This is a genomic window from Niallia nealsonii (genome assembly GCF_002835805.1).
GTDB classification, from domain to species: Bacteria; Bacillota; Bacilli; order Bacillales; family Cytobacillaceae; genus Niallia; species Niallia nealsonii.
In genome coordinates this window covers 140,772-158,186 of record NZ_PISE01000022.1, presented here as the reverse complement: position 1 = coordinate 158,186, position 17,415 = coordinate 140,772, and the positions used below count along the sequence as shown (strand labels likewise).

Below are 17,415 nucleotides of genomic sequence, written 5' to 3'. Positions count from 1 at the left end.
TCATTGCTTGTAAAATTTAAACTAGCGATGACTCAATTTGATGGTGTCTTCTTTTTTTCTGCATAATATAAAACAGAAAACTTTCCTGTTTCAAAAAAATTCTTGCTCCAAAGACTAAAAAGCAGTCAAAGAACAAGAATTTCCACTTATTTTTTTAATAAAGCTGTGTCTAAACTCCCAGTTACATAACTGCCTTTATAGTCGACATGAATTGGCAAATACTCCATATTAGGCAGCAAGTTTTTTAATCCATTGATTACTGAAGAAGTTTGTCCTTTTTTAATAAAACATAATACCGTAGGACCAGCACCGCTCAAAGTGACACCATATGCTCCAAAATCAAGAGCATGGTCTTCAATTACTTGCAAGTGGGGAACTAAGCCTTTGCGATACGGCTGATGATATTTATCCTTTTTCATCATTTTCCCCGCCAATTCCATATTTCCCGTTAAAAGTGCAGCAACTAATAAATTAGAAACTGCCCCTGCTGCAACTGATTCAGAATAGGACATTGCCTCAGGCAGAACACCTCTTGAAGATTTTGTAAGCAATTCTTCTTTCGGAACAACTGCAACCAGTTCTAAATCAATAGAATGGATGACCTCTACATCTATATCTTCATCTAATTGGCACCCGATTATTAATCCACCAAAAATACTTGCTCCTACATTATCTGGATGCCCTTCCATCAATGATGCTATATGAAATTTTTCCTTTTTAGATAATTTCAAATCACATATACAGTCTGCAAGTTCAATTCCTGCAACTATGGCAGAAGCACTTGATCCGAGCCCTCTAGCCAATGGAATATTGCTTGAAACTTTTATTTGGCATGGCGTCAATTCTTTATTGTATCTTTTTGCAACTTCCGCTGCTGTTTTTACAATAAAATTCGTGTCATCTTTAGGGAATTCTTCCAATTCCCTATTCATAGGAATTACTTCCCATTTATCAGAAAGAATAACATCTAGTGTTAAATATAGATCCAAAGCTAATCCGATACTATCAAAACCAGGACCGAGATTAGCTGAACTTGCTGGAACCCTTATTTGAATCATATCACTTTCACTCATATATGAACTACTCCTCTAATATGTTCCGCAACTGCTTCCTCATCATTTGGAAGAAGAACTGGCTTAATAGGACTTACATCAATAGCCGTATTTGGATCTTTTAGTCCATTACCTGTTAAAATTGCAACGATTTTGCTGCCTTTTGCGATTTTTCCGCTTTGAATATGTTTATAAACACCTGCAATAGATGCACAAGAACCAGGTTCAGCGAATACTCCTTCGGTTGCAGCAATTTTACGATAGGCTGCAATGATTTCTTCATCTGTTACTTCATCTATAATACCATTTGATTCTTTTTGCGCCTGCACAGCTAATTGCCAGCTAGCTGGGTTTCCGATACGAATAGCCGTTGCAATCGTTTCTGGATTTTCAAACACTCTATTATGAACAATTGCTGCTGCTCCAGCTGCTTCAAAACCATGAATCTTCGGAAGACCTGTTTGCTTCGCTTCATGATATTCTTTAAAGCCTTTCCAGTAAGCACTAATATTTCCTGCATTTCCGACTGGAATTGCTAAAATATCTGGCGCTTGCCCGCCAAGCTGATCACAAACTTCAAACGCTGCTGTTTTTTGACCATCTAAACGATACGGGTTTACAGAGTTAACAAGAGCCACAGGTTCTGTTTCACTAATTGTACGAACCATTTGCAAGGCTTGATCAAAATTTCCTTCAATTGAAATAATTTCCGCTCCATACATTACTGCCTGAGCCAATTTCCCCATAGCAATTTTGCCTTCAGGTATTACAACGATACAGCGCATGCCTGCACGTGTTGCATATGCTGCTGCCGCTGCAGATGTATTTCCAGTTGATGCACAAATAACCGTATTATTGCCTGCTTCCTTTGCCTTTGCAACAGCCATAACCATTCCTCTGTCTTTAAAAGAGCCCGTAGGATTTGTTCCTTCTGTCTTAACGTATAATTCTACTCCCCATTCTTCAGAAAGCTTATCTAATTTAATTAAAGGAGTATTTCCCTCATTTAATGTTAGCAGTGGTGTTGCTTCATTTACTGGCAAAAATTCTTTATATTCTTCTAGAAGACCTTTCCATCTCACTACTTTATGCCTCCTTCTACACGGTACGAACTTTTTACTGTTTGGACGGTCTCCAAATCTCTTAATTCAACTAATATATTTTCATAATCTGCTAGTGACGCATGATGTGTTACTAAAACGATTTCCGCTAGCCCTTTTTCTTTTACAGGCAGTTGAAGTATCTTCTCAAAACTCACACCATGTTGTGAGAAAATGGAAGTAATTTCAGCAAATACCCCAACCTCATCTTTTACTTGTAAACGAAGGAAGTATTTAGAGAAAATCTCATTGGCTTCTTTTAATTTCTTTTTATACTGGGGAGCCACTGCACTTTTTCCATTTACGCCAAGCCTCATATTCTTTAAAACATTTACCAAGTCAGAAACGACTGCAGTTGCTGTTGGCATACTTCCTGCACCTGGTCCATAGAACATTGTTTCTCCCACAGCTTCTCCAAAAACATATACAGCATTAAACTCATCATTTACTGCTGCAAGTGGATGACTATCAATTAAGAAGGTCGGCTGTACACTGACTTCTACCTTCTCATTATCCCGTTGAGCTACCCCAATTAACTTCATCGTATAGCCAAGCTGGCTGCCATAGCGAATATCTTCTTCTGTTACTTTCGATATTCCTTGAACCTTTACATCCTCTAGACTAATGTTCATGGAAAAACCAAGCGTTGCAAGAATCGTCATTTTGCGGGCAGCATCCAAGCCTTCTACATCAGAAGTTGGATCACTTTCAGCAAAGCCAAGTTCCTGGGCTTCTTTTAAGACCTCATTATATGTTCTTTGCTGCTTGCTCATTTTTGTTAAAATAAAGTTAGTTGTTCCATTAACAATTCCCATCAATTTATTAATGCGATCCGATGCTAATCCATCCACAAGACCTCTTAAAATCGGAATGCCCCCAGCAACACTTGCTTCATAAAAAAGGTCGCAGCCATTTTGGCTGGCTTGCTGCAAAAGTTTTGCTCCATGAATCGCCATTAAGTCTTTATTTGCTGTAACGACATGTTTTTTATTTTGAAGAGCTTTGGTTAAATAGTCCTTTGTTTCTTCTACGCCTCCCATTACTTCAATTACAACATCTATATCAGGATCATTTAAAATATCCTCTGCATTCGTTGTCAGCATTTCTTTAGTAATAGAAATATCTCTTTCTTTATTTACATTTTTCACAAGAACTTTTTTTACTTTTACTGGACAGCCAACTTGGTGCATGATCTTATCTTGATGATTTTCAATAATTTTTACAACACCTGTTCCTACTGTACCTAATCCAAGTAAACCTATTGATATTGCTTCCATCTGTTTTCCCCCTAAAGATGTACTTTATAAACGAACAATTGTCTACCTATAGTAGACATTATAGTGTTAGTTTATTTTTTTGACAAGAGGTGATTGACATATTCTTCTGAAATCTTTTTCACCACGTCATTTTTTCCCTAGCATTACTTAGATTTTGTTATATTGTTAACATTGTTTTTCTACATTATAAAACAATGATTTGTTTATTCAACCCAAATTTTCTAATTAATATGATTTTTTATAAAATAGCGATTAGTTTTTTTCTTCATTAACAAAAGCCTTCACATTAAAGTGAAAGCTTAGTAAGAAATATCATATTGTTTTAACATCAAGTAGCAAGCCAGCTAACAGAAGGCAGTTTCATTTTTTTCATCGGCACTTCCACATTTTCAAAAAAATGGCTTAAAAAGCGTTCTGAATCCTTTGATTGGCTTAAAAATTTTTTTAACCGATCCTCTAAAAATAAACGGTCTGCTTCATGGGCGGCAGAGTAGTAATTTTCAATGCATTCGATATAATGCATTGGGAAAAGCAGTCTTGCATAAATTAACCGCCAAGAAAAAGAACTTAATGGCATAACACTTTGATAATCACTGAAAAAACTTCTTATATCTCTATGGTATGTTTTAATATTTCGGAAATATCGTTCCCTAGACCATTCTGATAAATCTCTTCCACAGTGATCAAATACCCAATCAAAAGGGTTTTTAATATAATACTCCCCCATCCAAGTTTCTTTGATAAAACGATTATGGCAAATGGTCCCACTATCTACAGCAGCAGGCTCCTCATCTAATTCTGCGTCTACTAAGTATTGCAGCGCATTTTCTGCTATCCCTAAATAATAGGGGAACGACTCTAGAAATAATCTATCAAATTCACTTTCTGGCTCTTTGTACAACATGTTATTCCAAAAACCTTCTATTTGATCAAGACGCTTCTCCCAAAGATTTTTCCATTTTCCAATACGACTAATTTTTTCTACATTAAAAGGGACGCTTCTTCCTCTATAGTGAAATTTCCCAAGCTTTCTGCCTAATTGTTTCGATGTAAATCTAGATAATTGTTTATTTTGAAGCACACAAAATGCTTGTTCCTCCATTTCAACACGCGTTTCTCCTTCTTTAGTAGCCAAAAAATGACTAACTTGACGATCGCCACTTTCCACTAAATGCTGAACTAATTGTTCTAATTCATCCATTTCTTCATTATTTTTATTTCCAATAGGAACTAATGTATATAACTCCCCATTATGAATACATGCTTCAAATATTCCAATTCTTGTCTCTTCCTCTACTTCTACACCATACTTGCTGTATAGAATATTACGAATCATGTTCTCCTCTCCTTCCTCTTTACTTACTTTATTTCTATGCTCTAAAAAAAAATTTAATAGCAAATTGCACTTTTTTACATATACTAATAAGCACAAGTAGATAAAAAGTTCCTACAACAAAAGAAAAAGGTGAAGTCTATGACATTTGAGGATATGGATCTAACAGAAAAAACAGCTAGACAATGGCTGCATGAAAGAGGCGTAGAGATACGGGATATAGCTGACCTTGTCTATATACTGCAGGAAAAGTATCATACTAACTTGGAAATGTCTGATTGTATTGAGAACGTGGAACGAGTGCTTTCAAAAAGAGAAGTTCAAAATGCTATTTTGACGGGTATACAATTGGATGTTCTAGCGGAAAAAAAAATGCTCGAACAACCATTACAATCAATAATTGAAGTGGATGAGGGGCTTTATGGAGTGGATGAAGTACTGGCATTTTCCATTGTAAATGTTTATGGCTCTATTGGTTTTACCAATTATGGTTATGTCGATAAACTAAAACCTGGCATTCTAAAAAAATTAAATGATAAATCAACAGGAAAGTGCCATACATTCTTGGATGATATTGTAGGAGCAATTGCTGCGGCAGCTTCAAGCAGACTGGCCCATCGCGTTCGAGAAAAAGAATAGAGCCTAAAAAATTCGACCCCAAATTTTTTATATCCACTGTTCTTTGGGGTCAACTAGGCCAATTATTTTATTAATTTCCAATCACTTAAGCTATCCACAATAAAACTAGGCTTTTCTTCAATTATCATAAGCTCTTCTTTTGTTGTAACACCAGTATGTACTAATATTGTCTCAATTCCAGCATGAATACCTGCTAATATATCTGTATAATAATTATCGCCAACCATAGCAACATCCTTTTTATCTATACCTAATAGTTTAATCGCTTGATCGACAATAATGGATTCTGGTTTACCAATAACAAGGGGCTTTGTTTGGGTAGAAACGGTTACTACAGACGATAAGGCGCCATTACCAGGCAATAATCCTCTTTCTGTAGGCAAAGCAGTATCTCCATTTGTAATAATATAAGAAGCTCCTTTTCTTACAGCTAAACAGGCAGCAGCTAATTTTTCATAATTAATATGCTGGTCCATGCCAATTACCACATAATCAACTGTTTCATCTTCTGCAGCAAGATGGAGATTTTGATCTAATAAAGCGGTTTTTAGACCTTCTTCACCAATCATAAATACTTTTGCAGAACTGTTTTCATCCCAAATATAATTGGCAGCAGCCATAGCCGATGTAAATACATCTTCTTTTTTTGCTGGGATATCAAACTCTCTCAGTTTTTGCGCAACAGCCTCTGGAGTTTTTGTTGAATTATTTGTTACATATAAATAGGGAATATTCGCGGATATCAATCTTTTTACAAAATCCCGAGCCTCGGCAATAACTTCTGTTCCTCTATACATAGTTCCATCTAAATCAATTAAATATCCTTTAAAACGTTTCATCAATTTTACTCCTTTTTTATTAAGGCTTAGTTAAAGAAGTCTGTGGATTTTTGCCTCATTAAAAATATTTTTTACAAATAAATCTAAAATCTTTCTATCAGCCCTATTCGTTTACTTAACCTTTATTAAAAATTCACATAGATAAGATCTTTAGCTTAATTTTTAAATGCTGTTACAGGCCCTAGCTCATTTAATAAATAATCATGAATTGCCACAATAAATTCTTTTAATGCTTGCACTCTTGTAAAAAAAGTATCGTAAAGTTCCTGATGGTCAATATTCAAATAATCATGAACTAGTTTTTTTCGATATAATAAAAGCTGTTTTAATTCTGTTGCGATTCTTTTAGAATACACTTTTTCATCTTCAAGGATATCAACAATGTCTTCATAACTGCCAGGATCTCTCATTATAAATCCATCTATCATGCTGTTTCCCACATCAAGAACAACCTCTAGCATCATATGTGTTATTCTTTCTAAAGCAGCTTTCTCCATTAATGTATTCCAATTAGATTGATTCTCTAATAAAATAATTTGATTATCTAGATAGCATAATTGCGCTTCGATTTTCTTGCGATCTACAAAATACATGCTGTCTATTCTCCCCCTTTATCTGCTTATATGCTTCTATTTAAGCTAGCCGGTCTTCCATAAAAATACCCTTGTGCCAAGTCTATATTATAGCGGGAAAGGACCAATGCTTCTTCCTCATTTTCAATTCCTTCTGCAACCACTATGGAACCTATTTCTTTGGCGATTAAGAGTATTCCTTTCAACATGGATTCTTTTACAGAGGACTTATCAATATTCTGGATAACAGAACGATCAATTTTAATGATATCCGGCATAATTTCATTGATAGAATGCAAGCTGGCATAACCTGAACCTGTATCATCAACCGCAATACGAAAGCCCATTTCTCGCAAAGATCTTAAGTTAGGAATAAAATATTGCAGCCCCTCTATCGATTCCCTTTCTGTCACTTCTATTGTGATTCTTTTAGGAGTAATCTCTTTGTACTTTTTCATTTTTTTCATTAATTCACGGACAAAGCGATGATTTCCAATTGTAAGTGGAGTAAAATTGATAAATATATCCTGCTTCCATGTGGTAGATTTTATTTGCTCTAATGTTTTATCTAAAACAATCATTTCTAAATCATATAAACATTTCATTTGTTTGGCTATAGAAAACAAACGCAAGGGGCTTTCCAAAGAAGTTCCACAAGGGCCTCTTGTCAACATTTCACATGCACGCACCTCTTTTGTTTCCATATCTAGTATAGGCTGTGCTAGCACACGTATTTCTTTATTTACAATAATTTTTTTGATTTTGTTAGCCATTTCATCATATTTAAACGCTTGACGTTCTACTGCCATCAAAAAAGCTATTTGGTGTGCTTTAACAATCGTTTCTTGCAAAAAGCCATTGTTCTTCTCTATAAATGCATAGCCTGTATTTAGACTCATATTGATTATTTGGTGTTTTTCTTTTAATGATGTTTGTACATTATCTGCTATTTGCCATATGGCTTTTTCCACATTTTCGCTAGTTTCCGACCTATAATCAACTCGCACTAATAAGGTGAAATTTTCTGAAAAAAAATCATGTAATGATAACACGTTTTCTGTGCTTAGCACGCTTTGGACTACTTCTTGAAAGGTTCGTTTAAGTTCAGTTATATACTTCTGAAAGTCAGGTGAACTTAACTGCTGTTTCATTTCATCGTAATTATCTATATGATAGACAATTACCATCACTTCATCCCCCTTTTTTATTGCAGACTTAACGCTCTTCGTTATTGGGTTCCTGATAATAAAATTCGGCGGGAAGTATTTTAAACAAACTGTCGGAAAAAAAAGCTTACTCCAATTGATCAGCTTAGTTATTTTTTTATTATAATTTTTGACCATGACTTCATTCCTCTCAAGCCTCCGCATTCCCCAAGCGATTACACCATTTTTTCATAAAACTACTTTGCTTATGAAATTTATTTTCCTTTTTTTACTTTTTTTACAACAAAATAAGCACAGCCAAAATTACAGTATTCATATAAGTATTCTGTTAAAGTGCTTATTTTTGTGTCAAAGCTTGATTTTTGATTTTGGTCATCAAAAAAACCTCGCAGTCGAAGTTGCCCGTAGCCCCAATCCCCTACTATATAATCATATTTTGTCAAAATTTCACTATATCGATTTTTAAATGCCTCCTCGTTATATCCAGCTTTTGTTTCCTCCACTAGTTCATAACAATAATTATTTATGCAAATCAAATCTGTCACCTCCGCTTTTTGTCATTTTCTATGTATTGATCTATGCAGGATGCACACTCTCTAATCCACTGATCACTATTTTGATTATTTTATTTTTCCTTTCCATTATAACCTTTTACTGAATAATTACATAGAGATGAAAACAGAATTTGCTTTATTTCTTTCCCTGTTCAAGCTGTTGAAAAACGCTTGCTCTCTTCGTCACTCCCCTTTTCTGCGGTACTCATTACCCCAAAAACGGTAACTCCGCTCCTCGAAAAGGGGGGTTCCTCGATAGTCAAACGTTCCATTCAGCCTAAAATTTTACTGCACAACTTTTTTGACAATATGAAAAGGGAAAGAATAGTAAAACTACCCTTTCCCTTTTGTTATAGAAACCATCAAAAGAGCCTTTTCTTTAAGCTTCTTTTGCTTGTTCTAGGCGCATTTGGTTTTTCTTTGCTTCATTTACTTGTTCATCCGCATGATAAGAAGAGCGAACTAAAGGTCCAGCTTCACAATGGCTAAATCCTTTGCTTAACGCAATTTCTTTCAATTCCTTAAATTCATCTGGATGATAATACTTTTGTACTTTTAAATGTTTTTTAGTTGGCTGTAAATATTGGCCGATTGTCATAATATCTACATTATTTTTTCTTAAATCATCCATCGTAGCAATGATTTCTTCTTTTGTTTCTCCTAAACCAATCATTAAACTAGATTTTGTAGGAGTATTTGGGGACATTTCTTTTGCTCTTCTTAAGAACTCTAATGATCTGTCATATTTAGCTCTAGCACGTACTCTCGGTGTTAAACGTTCTACTGTTTCAATATTATGGTTCAAAATATCTGGCTTTGCATCCATTAATATTTGTAAGTTCTCTTCCACTCCACCCATATCAGACGGCAGAACTTCGATGCTAGTAAAAGGGCTTTTTCTTCTAATTGCTCGAACTGTTTCTGCAAATACTGCTGCACCGCCATCTTTTAAATCATCTCTTGCAACTGCTGTAATAACCACATGTTTTAAATTCATACTAAATACAGAGTCAGCTACTCTTTCTGGCTCTTGCCAGTCCAACTCAGTAGGCAAGCCTGTTTTAACAGCACAAAATCTGCATGCTCTTGTACAAATATCCCCTAAAATCATAAAAGTTGCTGTTCTTCTTACAGCCCAGCACTCATGAATATTGGGGCATTTTGCTTCCTCACATACAGTATGAAGGTTTTTTTCTTTCATCATTTTTTTTAAGCCTGTATAGTTTTCATTTGTATTTAATTTTATTTTTAACCATTCCGGTTTACGCAAGTATTCATCTTTTCTATCTGACATACTGTGATTCATCTCCTAGCCTATAAATTTCATTTTCCTATTGCTAAACACTGCTTTTATATAATCCGGCGACTATACTATAACACAGCTATAAGTGAGAATATGTATAATATACAATGAATTCTACTCTATATTCTTCTTTTGTCACTTTAACACAATGGCATGTTTGCTACAAGCTGAAGGTTTTATAATTACCATTAATTGATATTAATGATTTTTCTTTTTTCTCGGCAAAATAAGAGAACAATGCTGTAGAAAGGAGGAGTCTCCATTTGTATAAATTAATCATACTCTTGGCAGTTTTGATATGCTCATTTCCAACTGTACCTGTATCTGCTGCCATGAACCAAGAGAATATATATAACAACCGTTTAGCTTTATATAAAAAAGTGGAGGCAGTATCTCAACTGCCTTGGTATTATATAGCAGCTGTTGATCAATATGAACGAAATATTCGTTCTGCAAGAAGAGATTTGCCTAAAGCAAATGGCTTGACAGGCATTTATTTCTCTAAAGAAAAATGGTCTGGCATTATTAATCCAGATTATGATGATACAAATCCGATTACAATTGAATTGTTTGGCGGATTTGGTATAGATGGCAATGGAGACGGCAAAGCAGAAAGATTAAATGATGAAGATGTTCTTGCTACATTTGTCGATTATATCCTTCAATATGGAGTAGATAAGGATAACTTTAAAATTGGCTTATGGAATTATTATAAACGGGATAAAACCGTAGGAATTATTATGGGCAAAGCAGCTATTTATCGCCATTTTGGAAGATTGAATCTTGATTCTCACGCCTTCCCTGTTCCATTAAGCAGCAATCATAGTTATCGCAGCACTTGGGGCGATGCTAGAGGATGGGGGGGGAAACGCATCCACGAAGGTACAGATATTTTTGCGGATTATAGTGTTCCTGTGAGGGCTACCTCCTACGGCATCATCGAAATGAAAGGCTGGAACCGCTATGGGGGATGGCGTATTGGGATTAGAGATATAAATAATAATTATCATTACTTCGCTCATTTAAGTGGCTTCTCAAAAGATTTAAAGGTCGGTTCCATTGTAGAACCTGGAATGTTAATTGGCGGGGTCGGAAGTTCTGGTTATGGTCCCCCCGGCACATCTGGAAAGTTTCCGCCACATTTGCATTATGGGATGTATAAAGATAATGGCTACACAGAATGGTCATTTGATCCATATGCCCATTTAAGATTATGGGAACAGCAGGAGAGACTGCGGCGGCAGCAAAAATAAAAAATAGATTATTGGCTTCGCTATGCTTAAAATAGCGATTGAACCAATAATCTATTTTTTCCATTCAAAACAAATATCTTTTTCTCTTGCCTTTATAAAACCGTTTCACAGCCAGTAATAGTAATAGAAAGATTAACTTTTAAGTCCAATTCATATGGTACAACCTTTGACCCATTTTTCTCTAACACACGAATGATTGGCCTTTCATTTAATCCCTTGTTTTGTCGGCAGACGATTCCTTTTTCCCCATTGCTTAGTGTCACACTTAAACCGGTTGGATATAATACAATGGACTTTTTAAATGCTTGAACAATTTTTGCATCATACAGTGTATTAATACCAGTATACAGAATTTCTAAAGCCTCATGTGGCAGCATAGCTTGTCTATATACACGGTTGGATGTAATGGCATCAAATACATCTGCGACTGCAATAATTTTTCCATAAAGATGGATAGTATCACCAGTTATCCCCCGAGGATAACCAGAACCATTTAATCTTTCATGATGCTGATAAGCACAATGGGCAACTAATAAAGGCATTGTATGTACTTTTCTTAGCATTTGAAAACCGGTTTCGGCATGCCACTTGATGATTTCATATTCTTCTTGTGTCAATTTTCCTGGCTTCATCAAAATATCTAACGGAATATCCATTTTTCCTACATCATGTAAAATGGCCCCTAAGCCGAGGATTTCTAATTCTTTACGTGATAATTTCAATTCAATGCCTAACGCCAATGAATAAATAGTAACATTTAAGCTATGTGAAAAAATATAATTATCATATAAAAACACTTCGGACATCAATGCAAATAATTCTTTATTTGTTTGAAGTTCATCTAATACATTGCCAATCAAGGTTTTAAATGTTGACACAGCCTTTTCCATCACAATCGGCTTTTGTATAGTCACCGCATTTTTTATTTCATTAAAATTCTTCTCAATTGTTTGCATTGCTTCTTTTTTTAGTTTCTCTGATATGACTGGATTAGGATAAATATCATTTGTTCTTTCATCCTCTATGTATAAATAAGAAATGTCAAGCTCCATTAATCGTTTGATTCTGTTGCTGTCAAGCTCTATGCCGCTATTAATTAGAACTAGTCCATGATCATTCAGTATTGGCTTTGCTAATTTTACTCCTTCATTAATATACTTTGTTCCGATTAATCTCATTTAAAGCTCCCATTCCATTTAAGATATATACGTAAAAAAGATTATACCGATAAAACGAAACTACAAACAGTAGGAATTCTCTATATCCGCCACTGTTTGTAGCCTAAGAAAAGATAGGATATAGGTCATACGGACGTTTCCACAGAACGCGGTTACTATAGTCTTTGTTCTTTTATATGGGGCTTTTGATCAGCTAAGATTCCCCCTGACTTCTCCTGCTTTTTTCAGTAAGAGCCTTTAAACAGGAGCAAAACAATGACCTAATCAGTGGACATTAAAGCCTATTAATATAATTTGTTTCATCCGTTTATGTATATACATTCTATGTATGCAAAGAAAAAACTAACAAAAGAATTTCTGAAGCGCTATCGATTAAATAGGAATCAGATAGAAAACAACCTCTATCTGATTTCTATTATGTTAGTTTTGTTAAAGAACACTATTTCATTAACATAAACTTTATTTTAACATATAGCTTTAAATCATTTTCAATAATGCTTCTTTTCCAATCATACCTGCGTAAACACCATAATTTTCTGCTTCCGCTGTTACTGATTCTAACGGGGCGTCTAATAATTGCTGAATGGTTTTTACTCCAACTGCTCTTCCAGCAATGATTTTTCTATCTTTTAATTTTTTATTTAACAATGCTATGTCTAGTGCGCCGCACATAATATACCCTATTTCACTTTTAACAACAAGCAAGTTGGTTTTTGGTAATTGTACACTTATGCCAATAAATATTTTATCTTCTATCGTTATAGGAAATACCTCTACCATTACAAGTCACTCCCCTCTTTTCCTACTAGTATATTCATGGAGGAGAGAAATCGTGTATTTTCTTAACTGTAGCCACCGGAAAAAAACCATCTGATATTAAATGCCTTCTTATAATGTTTCTGCTAATATATTTCTCATAAATTCAGGTAAAAAATATTGTTTTTCTTTGGCACGATATATAGCAGGAAAAAAATTACCGAAAGTAAACATATCTGGAAGAGCCACTGTATATGCTGCATCAGCAACCAGTTCTTTATCCTGAATATAAAAATCTGTTCGTTCTCCCATTGTTTTTGCTTCTATTCCTCGGCAAATCATTTTTCCTAACAAAGTTCCTCTAAAACCAAGTCCTTTTACTTGAAGATGCTCCCATTTTTCATTTTGCATATCAATAAGGATTTCTTTTAATTCAGCACCTGTTAGTGTTACTTTACATGGATTAATCGGATGTGGACAAATCGTTAATAAATCAAAGTAGGAAACAGGCCCTCCTTTTAATTCATCTAAAATGATTCCTTCATTGATAATAGAACAATCAGCATTACACCATGTTTTTATTTCTTGGCATAAAAATAATGCCAACTCTTTTTTAGACCATGGCTTGCCTAAAGTTGTTACTTGAGATGATAAAGCTTTTTTTCCTTCTTTATATAATTGGTCGACAAAATTATCTTCGCCCTGAACAGCGGGAAGCTTACTGGTATCATATAATTGGGCACTTTTTTCTATTACCTTTTTGGTAGATGTATCTACCGTTAGAATAATATGACCAATAAATTGTCCAAATTTACCTGCGGCACCTAAAAGACTATTTTTTATCACTTTGCCTTGATGAAGAATGTGATGGGTATGCGCTCCCAAAATCACATCAATTTCTGGAAAACGTGCTGCCATTTCTTCATCTTCATTAATGCCTAAATGAGATAATACTATAACAATATCTACTTTACTTCTTAATTGAAGAAGTACTTTTTCCAATTCATAAAAAGGATCCGTCAATTGCCATCCCAACAATTCATATAAATGATCAAAATATGCAGTTAAACCGATAACACCAATTGTTGTCCCCTCGTTAGTTGTATATATTTGAGAAGGGTTTAGCCAACTTGGACGTTCCCCATTTTCTTTATACAAATTAGCTAAAATAACATCAAATGTTGCGTCTTCATATAAATGATCCAGTGCTTCATATGGCAGTGTAATTCCTTCATTATTCCCTATCGTCACTGCCGTATAATGTTCATTATTTAATAATTGTGTATTAATTTTCCCTTTTGTAGCTTCTGTGTAGGGATGCCATAAATCCAAGTGATCCCCAATATCAAAAAAATAAACCGAATCCCCTGCAGCAATATGCCATTGTTTTCTTTCTCGTAAAAGTGCGGAAATTTTCGGCCAATTTTCAAAATGACTATGTAGATCATTCGTATGATATATATGGATAACTTCCATTCTTTCGCCTTCCTTTTCGATAAGTAATAAAGTCAAATAACAGTTTAGCTGATTTCTTCCATTAAGTAAGGCCATACAAAGTGAAACTTCCATTAGTTGAAGTTTTATTTAACATTAAATTCCAAGTTTCAGCCTATTTTATTAAGCTATTTTTCTAAAGGATTGTTATTTTAAGGCTATTTTCTAAAAGATTGTTGTTTTTCAGATCGTTTCCATGAGTAAACCCGTTGTTAAAACAGGTTGATTGGAGTGAAAGGTGCAAGACTCCTATGGGATTAGCAGGACAGGTGAGACCCAGCAGGGCGTAGCCTGAGGAGGCTCACCGCCCGCCCCACGGAAAGCAAGCATCCTGCAACGGACATCAACCTACTCCTTTAGTAGCAACAAAGTTTACGAAAACAGCCTTTTATTAAAACAAATCTAATTGCCTTGGTGCCAAGTTTTTATATTCAATATTTAATAGCTTAATTAATTGTAGTGCATTATCTGCAGCATCTCCACCAGAATTGTTATTAAATACAACAAATATATTTTTGCAAATACTATGTAAATAGTTTATATGCGCTCTCCACTCTTCTAATTCCTTTTGATTATATTTATATAAATAACGAACTTCTCGCCATTTAGGATTATTTTTTTGCTGCCAGCCATGCACGTTTCTTCCATGGAAACGTATTAAAACATTTTCTTCATTAGATGGTTCAATAATAGTTGGAATGGATCCTGTTCCAGCTTGTGGTTCATCACAAATACTATGAATCCACCCTTCAGTCTTCATAAACTGCAGCGTTTTCCCCCTGAATTTTGGAATAAACCAAGATTGATGTCGAAACTCTAATGCACAAGGAATATCGCCCATTAATTTCTTGCAAGTTCTCAAATATAGAACATTTTCTTTTATACAATCAAACCAAGGGGGAAACTGAAATAAAACCATGCTTAATTTATTTTCCTTTTGATAAGGCTCTAACGATGTTATAAAGGCTGCAAACATTTCTTCCATTGTAGAAAATGGCAGCTCTCCTCTTTGGTGGCCGGTCATCCCTTGATACGCCTTCACAATAAAACGAAAATCTGCAGGTGTTTCTCTAACCCACTTTTCGCCATTTTTTTTCGGCTGGACAGCATAAAAGGAAGCATCCACTTCCACAATAGGAAAATGCGCTGCATATTCAACTAGCTTATTGCGCGAGGAAGTCCTATCTCTATATAAACTGTCATGATCTCCCCAACCAGTTAAACCAATATTTATCAAATAATATCACCTTCTAAAGGAATTGCCAGTATGTATAATTACGTTTAATACTATTTACTACCCTAGCTATTTTCTTCTTATTATCATAACATAATCACCTTAAATAACTACTTTTTAAAGCCATTTCTAATTTCTAAATTTACAAATATCTTATCGTTCCTACACGCACAAAAAAAACACATCCTAATAGGATGCGTTTTTGAATGAATTAACCGATAGAACCTTCCATCTCGAACTTAATCAGACGGTTCATTTCTACTGCATATTCCATTGGTAATTCTTTTGTAAATGGTTCAATGAATCCCATTACGATCATCTCAGTTGCTTCTTCTTCTGAAATACCTCTGCTCATTAAATAAAATAATTGTTCTTCAGAAACTTTAGAAACTTTCGCTTCATGTTCTAATGAAATATTGTCATTTAAAATTTCATTATATGGAATAGTATCAGAAGTTGATTTATTATCCATAATCAATGTATCGCATTCGATGTTAGCGCGAGCTCCATCTGCTTTGCGTCCAAAGTGAACAATTCCACGATACGTAACTTTACCGCCTTGTTTAGAAATAGATTTCGAAACAATTGTGGAAGATGTATTTGGAGCTAAATGAATCATTTTTGCGCCAGCATCTTGATGTTGTCCTTTTCCAGCTAGAGCGATAGATAATGTCATTCCTCTTGCGCCTTCTCCTTTAAGAATAACGGCAGGATACTTCATTGTTAATTTAGATCCAATATTTCCATCGATCCATTCCATTGTTGCATTTGCATCACAGACAGCACGTTTTGTAACTAGGTTATAAACGTTATTTGCCCAGTTTTGAATGGTAGTATAACGGCAATATGCATCTTTTTTGATGATGATTTCAACAACAGCACTATGAAGAGAGTTAGTTGTATAAACTGGAGCTGTACAGCCTTCTACATAGTGAACATGTGCTCCTTCATCAACAATTATTAATGTTCTTTCAAATTGCCCCATATTTTCCGAGTTAATGCGGAAATATGCTTGCAATGGCGTATCTACTTTTATCCCTTTTGGCACGTAGATAAATGAGCCCCCAGACCAAACAGCCGAGTTAAGCGCTGAAAACTTATTATCCGTTGGCGGTATAACAGTTGCCCAATGCTCTTTAAAGATATCTTCATTTTCTTTTAAAGCAGAATCCGTATCTTTGAAAACAATTCCCATTGCTTCCAAATCTTCTTGCATATTATGATAAACAACTTCAGATTCATATTGAGCGGATACACCAGCTAAATATTTTTGCTCTGCTTCTGGTATACCTAATTTATCAAAGGTTTGTTTAATTTCCTCTGGAACTTCATCCCAAGATTTTTCTGTTTTCTCAGAAGGTTTTACATAATAAGTAATTTCATCAAAATTTAATGAAGCTAAATCTCCACCCCACTGTGGCATTGGCATTTTATAAAAATGCTCTAATGACTTTAAACGAAAGTCTAACATCCATTGTGGTTCTTCCTTCATTTTTGAAATTTCTTCTACAATCTCTTTCGTTAAACCACGTTTAGAACGAAAGATAGAAACGTCTTTATCCGAGAACCCATATTTATAATCCCCAATTTCAGGCGCTTTTTTTGCCATTTCATTTTCCTCCATTCTACATGCAATTATTAACAAATTTAAGCAAAAAGGATTTA

General features: G+C 34.8%; 16 protein-coding genes. 2 read left to right on the top strand and 14 right to left on the bottom strand.

All coding sequences use genetic code 11. The annotated features are described in order from the left end of the window. Positions 1 to 146: 146 nt before the first annotated feature. From thrB to yutH, 4 genes are all read right to left on the bottom strand, one after another. Positions 147 to 1,073: a homoserine kinase gene (gene thrB / locus CWS01_RS11510; protein ID WP_101177344.1), complete on the bottom strand. Its 927-nt coding sequence runs from the start codon at positions 1,071 to 1,073 to the stop codon at positions 147 to 149. Next, positions 1,070 to 2,134, bottom strand: a complete 1,065-nt coding sequence (thrC, locus tag CWS01_RS11505) for a threonine synthase (protein WP_101177343.1) — start codon at positions 2,132 to 2,134, stop codon at positions 1,070 to 1,072. Before thrC ends, thrB begins: the two co-directional genes overlap by 4 nt. Then, the gene (locus tag CWS01_RS11500; protein ID WP_101177342.1) at positions 2,134 to 3,429 is read right to left on the bottom strand and encodes a homoserine dehydrogenase; all 1,296 of its coding nucleotides are present in this window, start codon (positions 3,427 to 3,429) and stop codon (positions 2,134 to 2,136) included. Before CWS01_RS11500 ends, thrC begins: the two co-directional genes overlap by 1 nt. A 328-nt stretch (positions 3,430 to 3,757) precedes the next feature. Beyond that, positions 3,758 to 4,765 carry a spore coat putative kinase YutH gene (yutH, locus tag CWS01_RS11495; protein ID WP_101177341.1) on the bottom strand — a complete coding sequence of 336 codons (1,008 nt, stop codon included), beginning with the start codon at positions 4,763 to 4,765 and terminating at the stop codon, positions 3,758 to 3,760. 138 nt (positions 4,766 to 4,903) lie between these two features. On the opposite strand from yutH, the gene CWS01_RS11490 reads away from it, so the two are divergent. Then, positions 4,904 to 5,401: a phosphatidylglycerophosphatase A family protein gene (locus CWS01_RS11490; RefSeq protein WP_101177340.1), complete on the top strand. Its 498-nt coding sequence runs from the start codon at positions 4,904 to 4,906 to the stop codon at positions 5,399 to 5,401. A gap of 62 nt (positions 5,402 to 5,463) precedes the next feature. On the opposite strand, the gene CWS01_RS11485 is transcribed toward CWS01_RS11490, so the two are convergent. The 5 genes from CWS01_RS11485 to lipA form a co-directional block, all read right to left on the bottom strand. Then, the gene (locus CWS01_RS11485) at positions 5,464 to 6,240 is read right to left on the bottom strand and encodes a TIGR01457 family HAD-type hydrolase (protein ID WP_101177339.1); all 777 of its coding nucleotides are present in this window, start codon (positions 6,238 to 6,240) and stop codon (positions 5,464 to 5,466) included. A gap of 155 nt (positions 6,241 to 6,395) precedes the next feature. Beyond that, positions 6,396 to 6,833, bottom strand: a complete 438-nt coding sequence (locus CWS01_RS11480; protein ID WP_101177338.1) for a DUF86 domain-containing protein — start codon at positions 6,831 to 6,833, stop codon at positions 6,396 to 6,398. A gap of 26 nt (positions 6,834 to 6,859) precedes the next feature. After that, positions 6,860 to 7,999 (bottom strand): EAL domain-containing protein, encoded by a 1,140-nt coding sequence (locus CWS01_RS11475; protein ID WP_235852033.1) that lies wholly within the window; start codon positions 7,997 to 7,999, stop codon positions 6,860 to 6,862. Between the two features lie 233 nt (positions 8,000 to 8,232). Then, on the bottom strand, positions 8,233 to 8,514 hold the full coding sequence (locus CWS01_RS11470; RefSeq protein WP_101177336.1) for a YutD family protein: 282 nt from the start codon (positions 8,512 to 8,514) through the stop codon (positions 8,233 to 8,235). Positions 8,515 to 8,911: 397 nt separating this feature from the next. Further along, entirely contained in the window at positions 8,912 to 9,826 is a 915-nt protein-coding gene (gene lipA, locus CWS01_RS11465; protein WP_101177335.1) for a lipoyl synthase, read from the bottom strand. A 272-nt stretch (positions 9,827 to 10,098) separates the two neighbouring features. Here lipA and CWS01_RS11460 point away from each other — a divergent pair, with 272 nt between their 5' ends. Further along, positions 10,099 to 11,088 carry a M23 family metallopeptidase gene (locus CWS01_RS11460; RefSeq protein ID WP_407938560.1) on the top strand — a complete coding sequence of 330 codons (990 nt, stop codon included), beginning with the start codon at positions 10,099 to 10,101 and terminating at the stop codon, positions 11,086 to 11,088. A gap of 92 nt (positions 11,089 to 11,180) precedes the next feature. On the opposite strand, the gene CWS01_RS11455 is transcribed toward CWS01_RS11460, so the two are convergent. The 5 genes from CWS01_RS11455 to sufB all read right to left on the bottom strand — a co-directional run bounded on the left by CWS01_RS11455 (position 11,181) and on the right by sufB (position 17,359). Continuing rightward, the gene (locus tag CWS01_RS11455; RefSeq protein WP_101177334.1) at positions 11,181 to 12,266 is read right to left on the bottom strand and encodes an HD-GYP domain-containing protein; all 1,086 of its coding nucleotides are present in this window, start codon (positions 12,264 to 12,266) and stop codon (positions 11,181 to 11,183) included. Between the two features lie 477 nt (positions 12,267 to 12,743). Beyond that, entirely contained in the window at positions 12,744 to 13,046 is a 303-nt protein-coding gene (locus CWS01_RS11450) for a YunC family protein (RefSeq protein ID WP_101177333.1), read from the bottom strand. A 108-nt stretch (positions 13,047 to 13,154) separates the two neighbouring features. Beyond that, a complete protein-coding gene (locus tag CWS01_RS11445) occupies positions 13,155 to 14,573 on the bottom strand; it encodes a bifunctional metallophosphatase/5'-nucleotidase (protein ID WP_328588909.1) in 1,419 nt (472 codons plus the stop codon). A 334-nt stretch (positions 14,574 to 14,907) separates the two neighbouring features. Then, a complete protein-coding gene (locus CWS01_RS11440; protein ID WP_101177332.1) occupies positions 14,908 to 15,753 on the bottom strand; it encodes a DUF72 domain-containing protein in 846 nt (281 codons plus the stop codon). A gap of 208 nt (positions 15,754 to 15,961) precedes the next feature. Beyond that, positions 15,962 to 17,359 carry a Fe-S cluster assembly protein SufB gene (gene sufB / locus CWS01_RS11435; RefSeq protein WP_101177331.1) on the bottom strand — a complete coding sequence of 466 codons (1,398 nt, stop codon included), beginning with the start codon at positions 17,357 to 17,359 and terminating at the stop codon, positions 15,962 to 15,964. Between the last annotated feature and the right edge of the window lie 56 nt (positions 17,360 to 17,415).

What these genes read in the sequence shown, in the direction of transcription:
- CWS01_RS11500 (WP_101177342.1), bottom strand. Translation starts at nt 3,429, where the DNA reads ATGGAAGCAATATCAATAGGTTTACTTGGATTAGGTACAGTAGGAACA.
- CWS01_RS11490 (WP_101177340.1), top strand. Translation starts at nt 4,904, where the DNA reads ATGACATTTGAGGATATGGATCTAACAGAAAAAACAGCTAGACAATGG.
- CWS01_RS11445 (WP_328588909.1), bottom strand. Translation starts at nt 14,573, where the DNA reads ATGGCCTTACTTAATGGAAGAAATCAGCTAAACTGTTATTTGACTTTA.
- CWS01_RS11480 (WP_101177338.1), bottom strand. Translation starts at nt 6,833, where the DNA reads ATGTATTTTGTAGATCGCAAGAAAATCGAAGCGCAATTATGCTATCTA.
- CWS01_RS11475 (WP_235852033.1), bottom strand. Translation starts at nt 7,999, where the DNA reads ATGGTAATTGTCTATCATATAGATAATTACGATGAAATGAAACAGCAG.
- lipA (WP_101177335.1), bottom strand. Translation starts at nt 9,826, where the DNA reads ATGTCAGATAGAAAAGATGAATACTTGCGTAAACCGGAATGGTTAAAA.
- yutH (WP_101177341.1), bottom strand. Translation starts at nt 4,765, where the DNA reads ATGATTCGTAATATTCTATACAGCAAGTATGGTGTAGAAGTAGAGGAA.
- CWS01_RS11450 (WP_101177333.1), bottom strand. Translation starts at nt 13,046, where the DNA reads ATGGTAGAGGTATTTCCTATAACGATAGAAGATAAAATATTTATTGGC.
- sufB (WP_101177331.1), bottom strand. Translation starts at nt 17,359, where the DNA reads ATGGCAAAAAAAGCGCCTGAAATTGGGGATTATAAATATGGGTTCTCG.
- CWS01_RS11455 (WP_101177334.1), bottom strand. Translation starts at nt 12,266, where the DNA reads ATGAGATTAATCGGAACAAAGTATATTAATGAAGGAGTAAAATTAGCA.
- CWS01_RS11485 (WP_101177339.1), bottom strand. Translation starts at nt 6,240, where the DNA reads ATGAAACGTTTTAAAGGATATTTAATTGATTTAGATGGAACTATGTAT.
- thrB (WP_101177344.1), bottom strand. Translation starts at nt 1,073, where the DNA reads ATGAGTGAAAGTGATATGATTCAAATAAGGGTTCCAGCAAGTTCAGCT.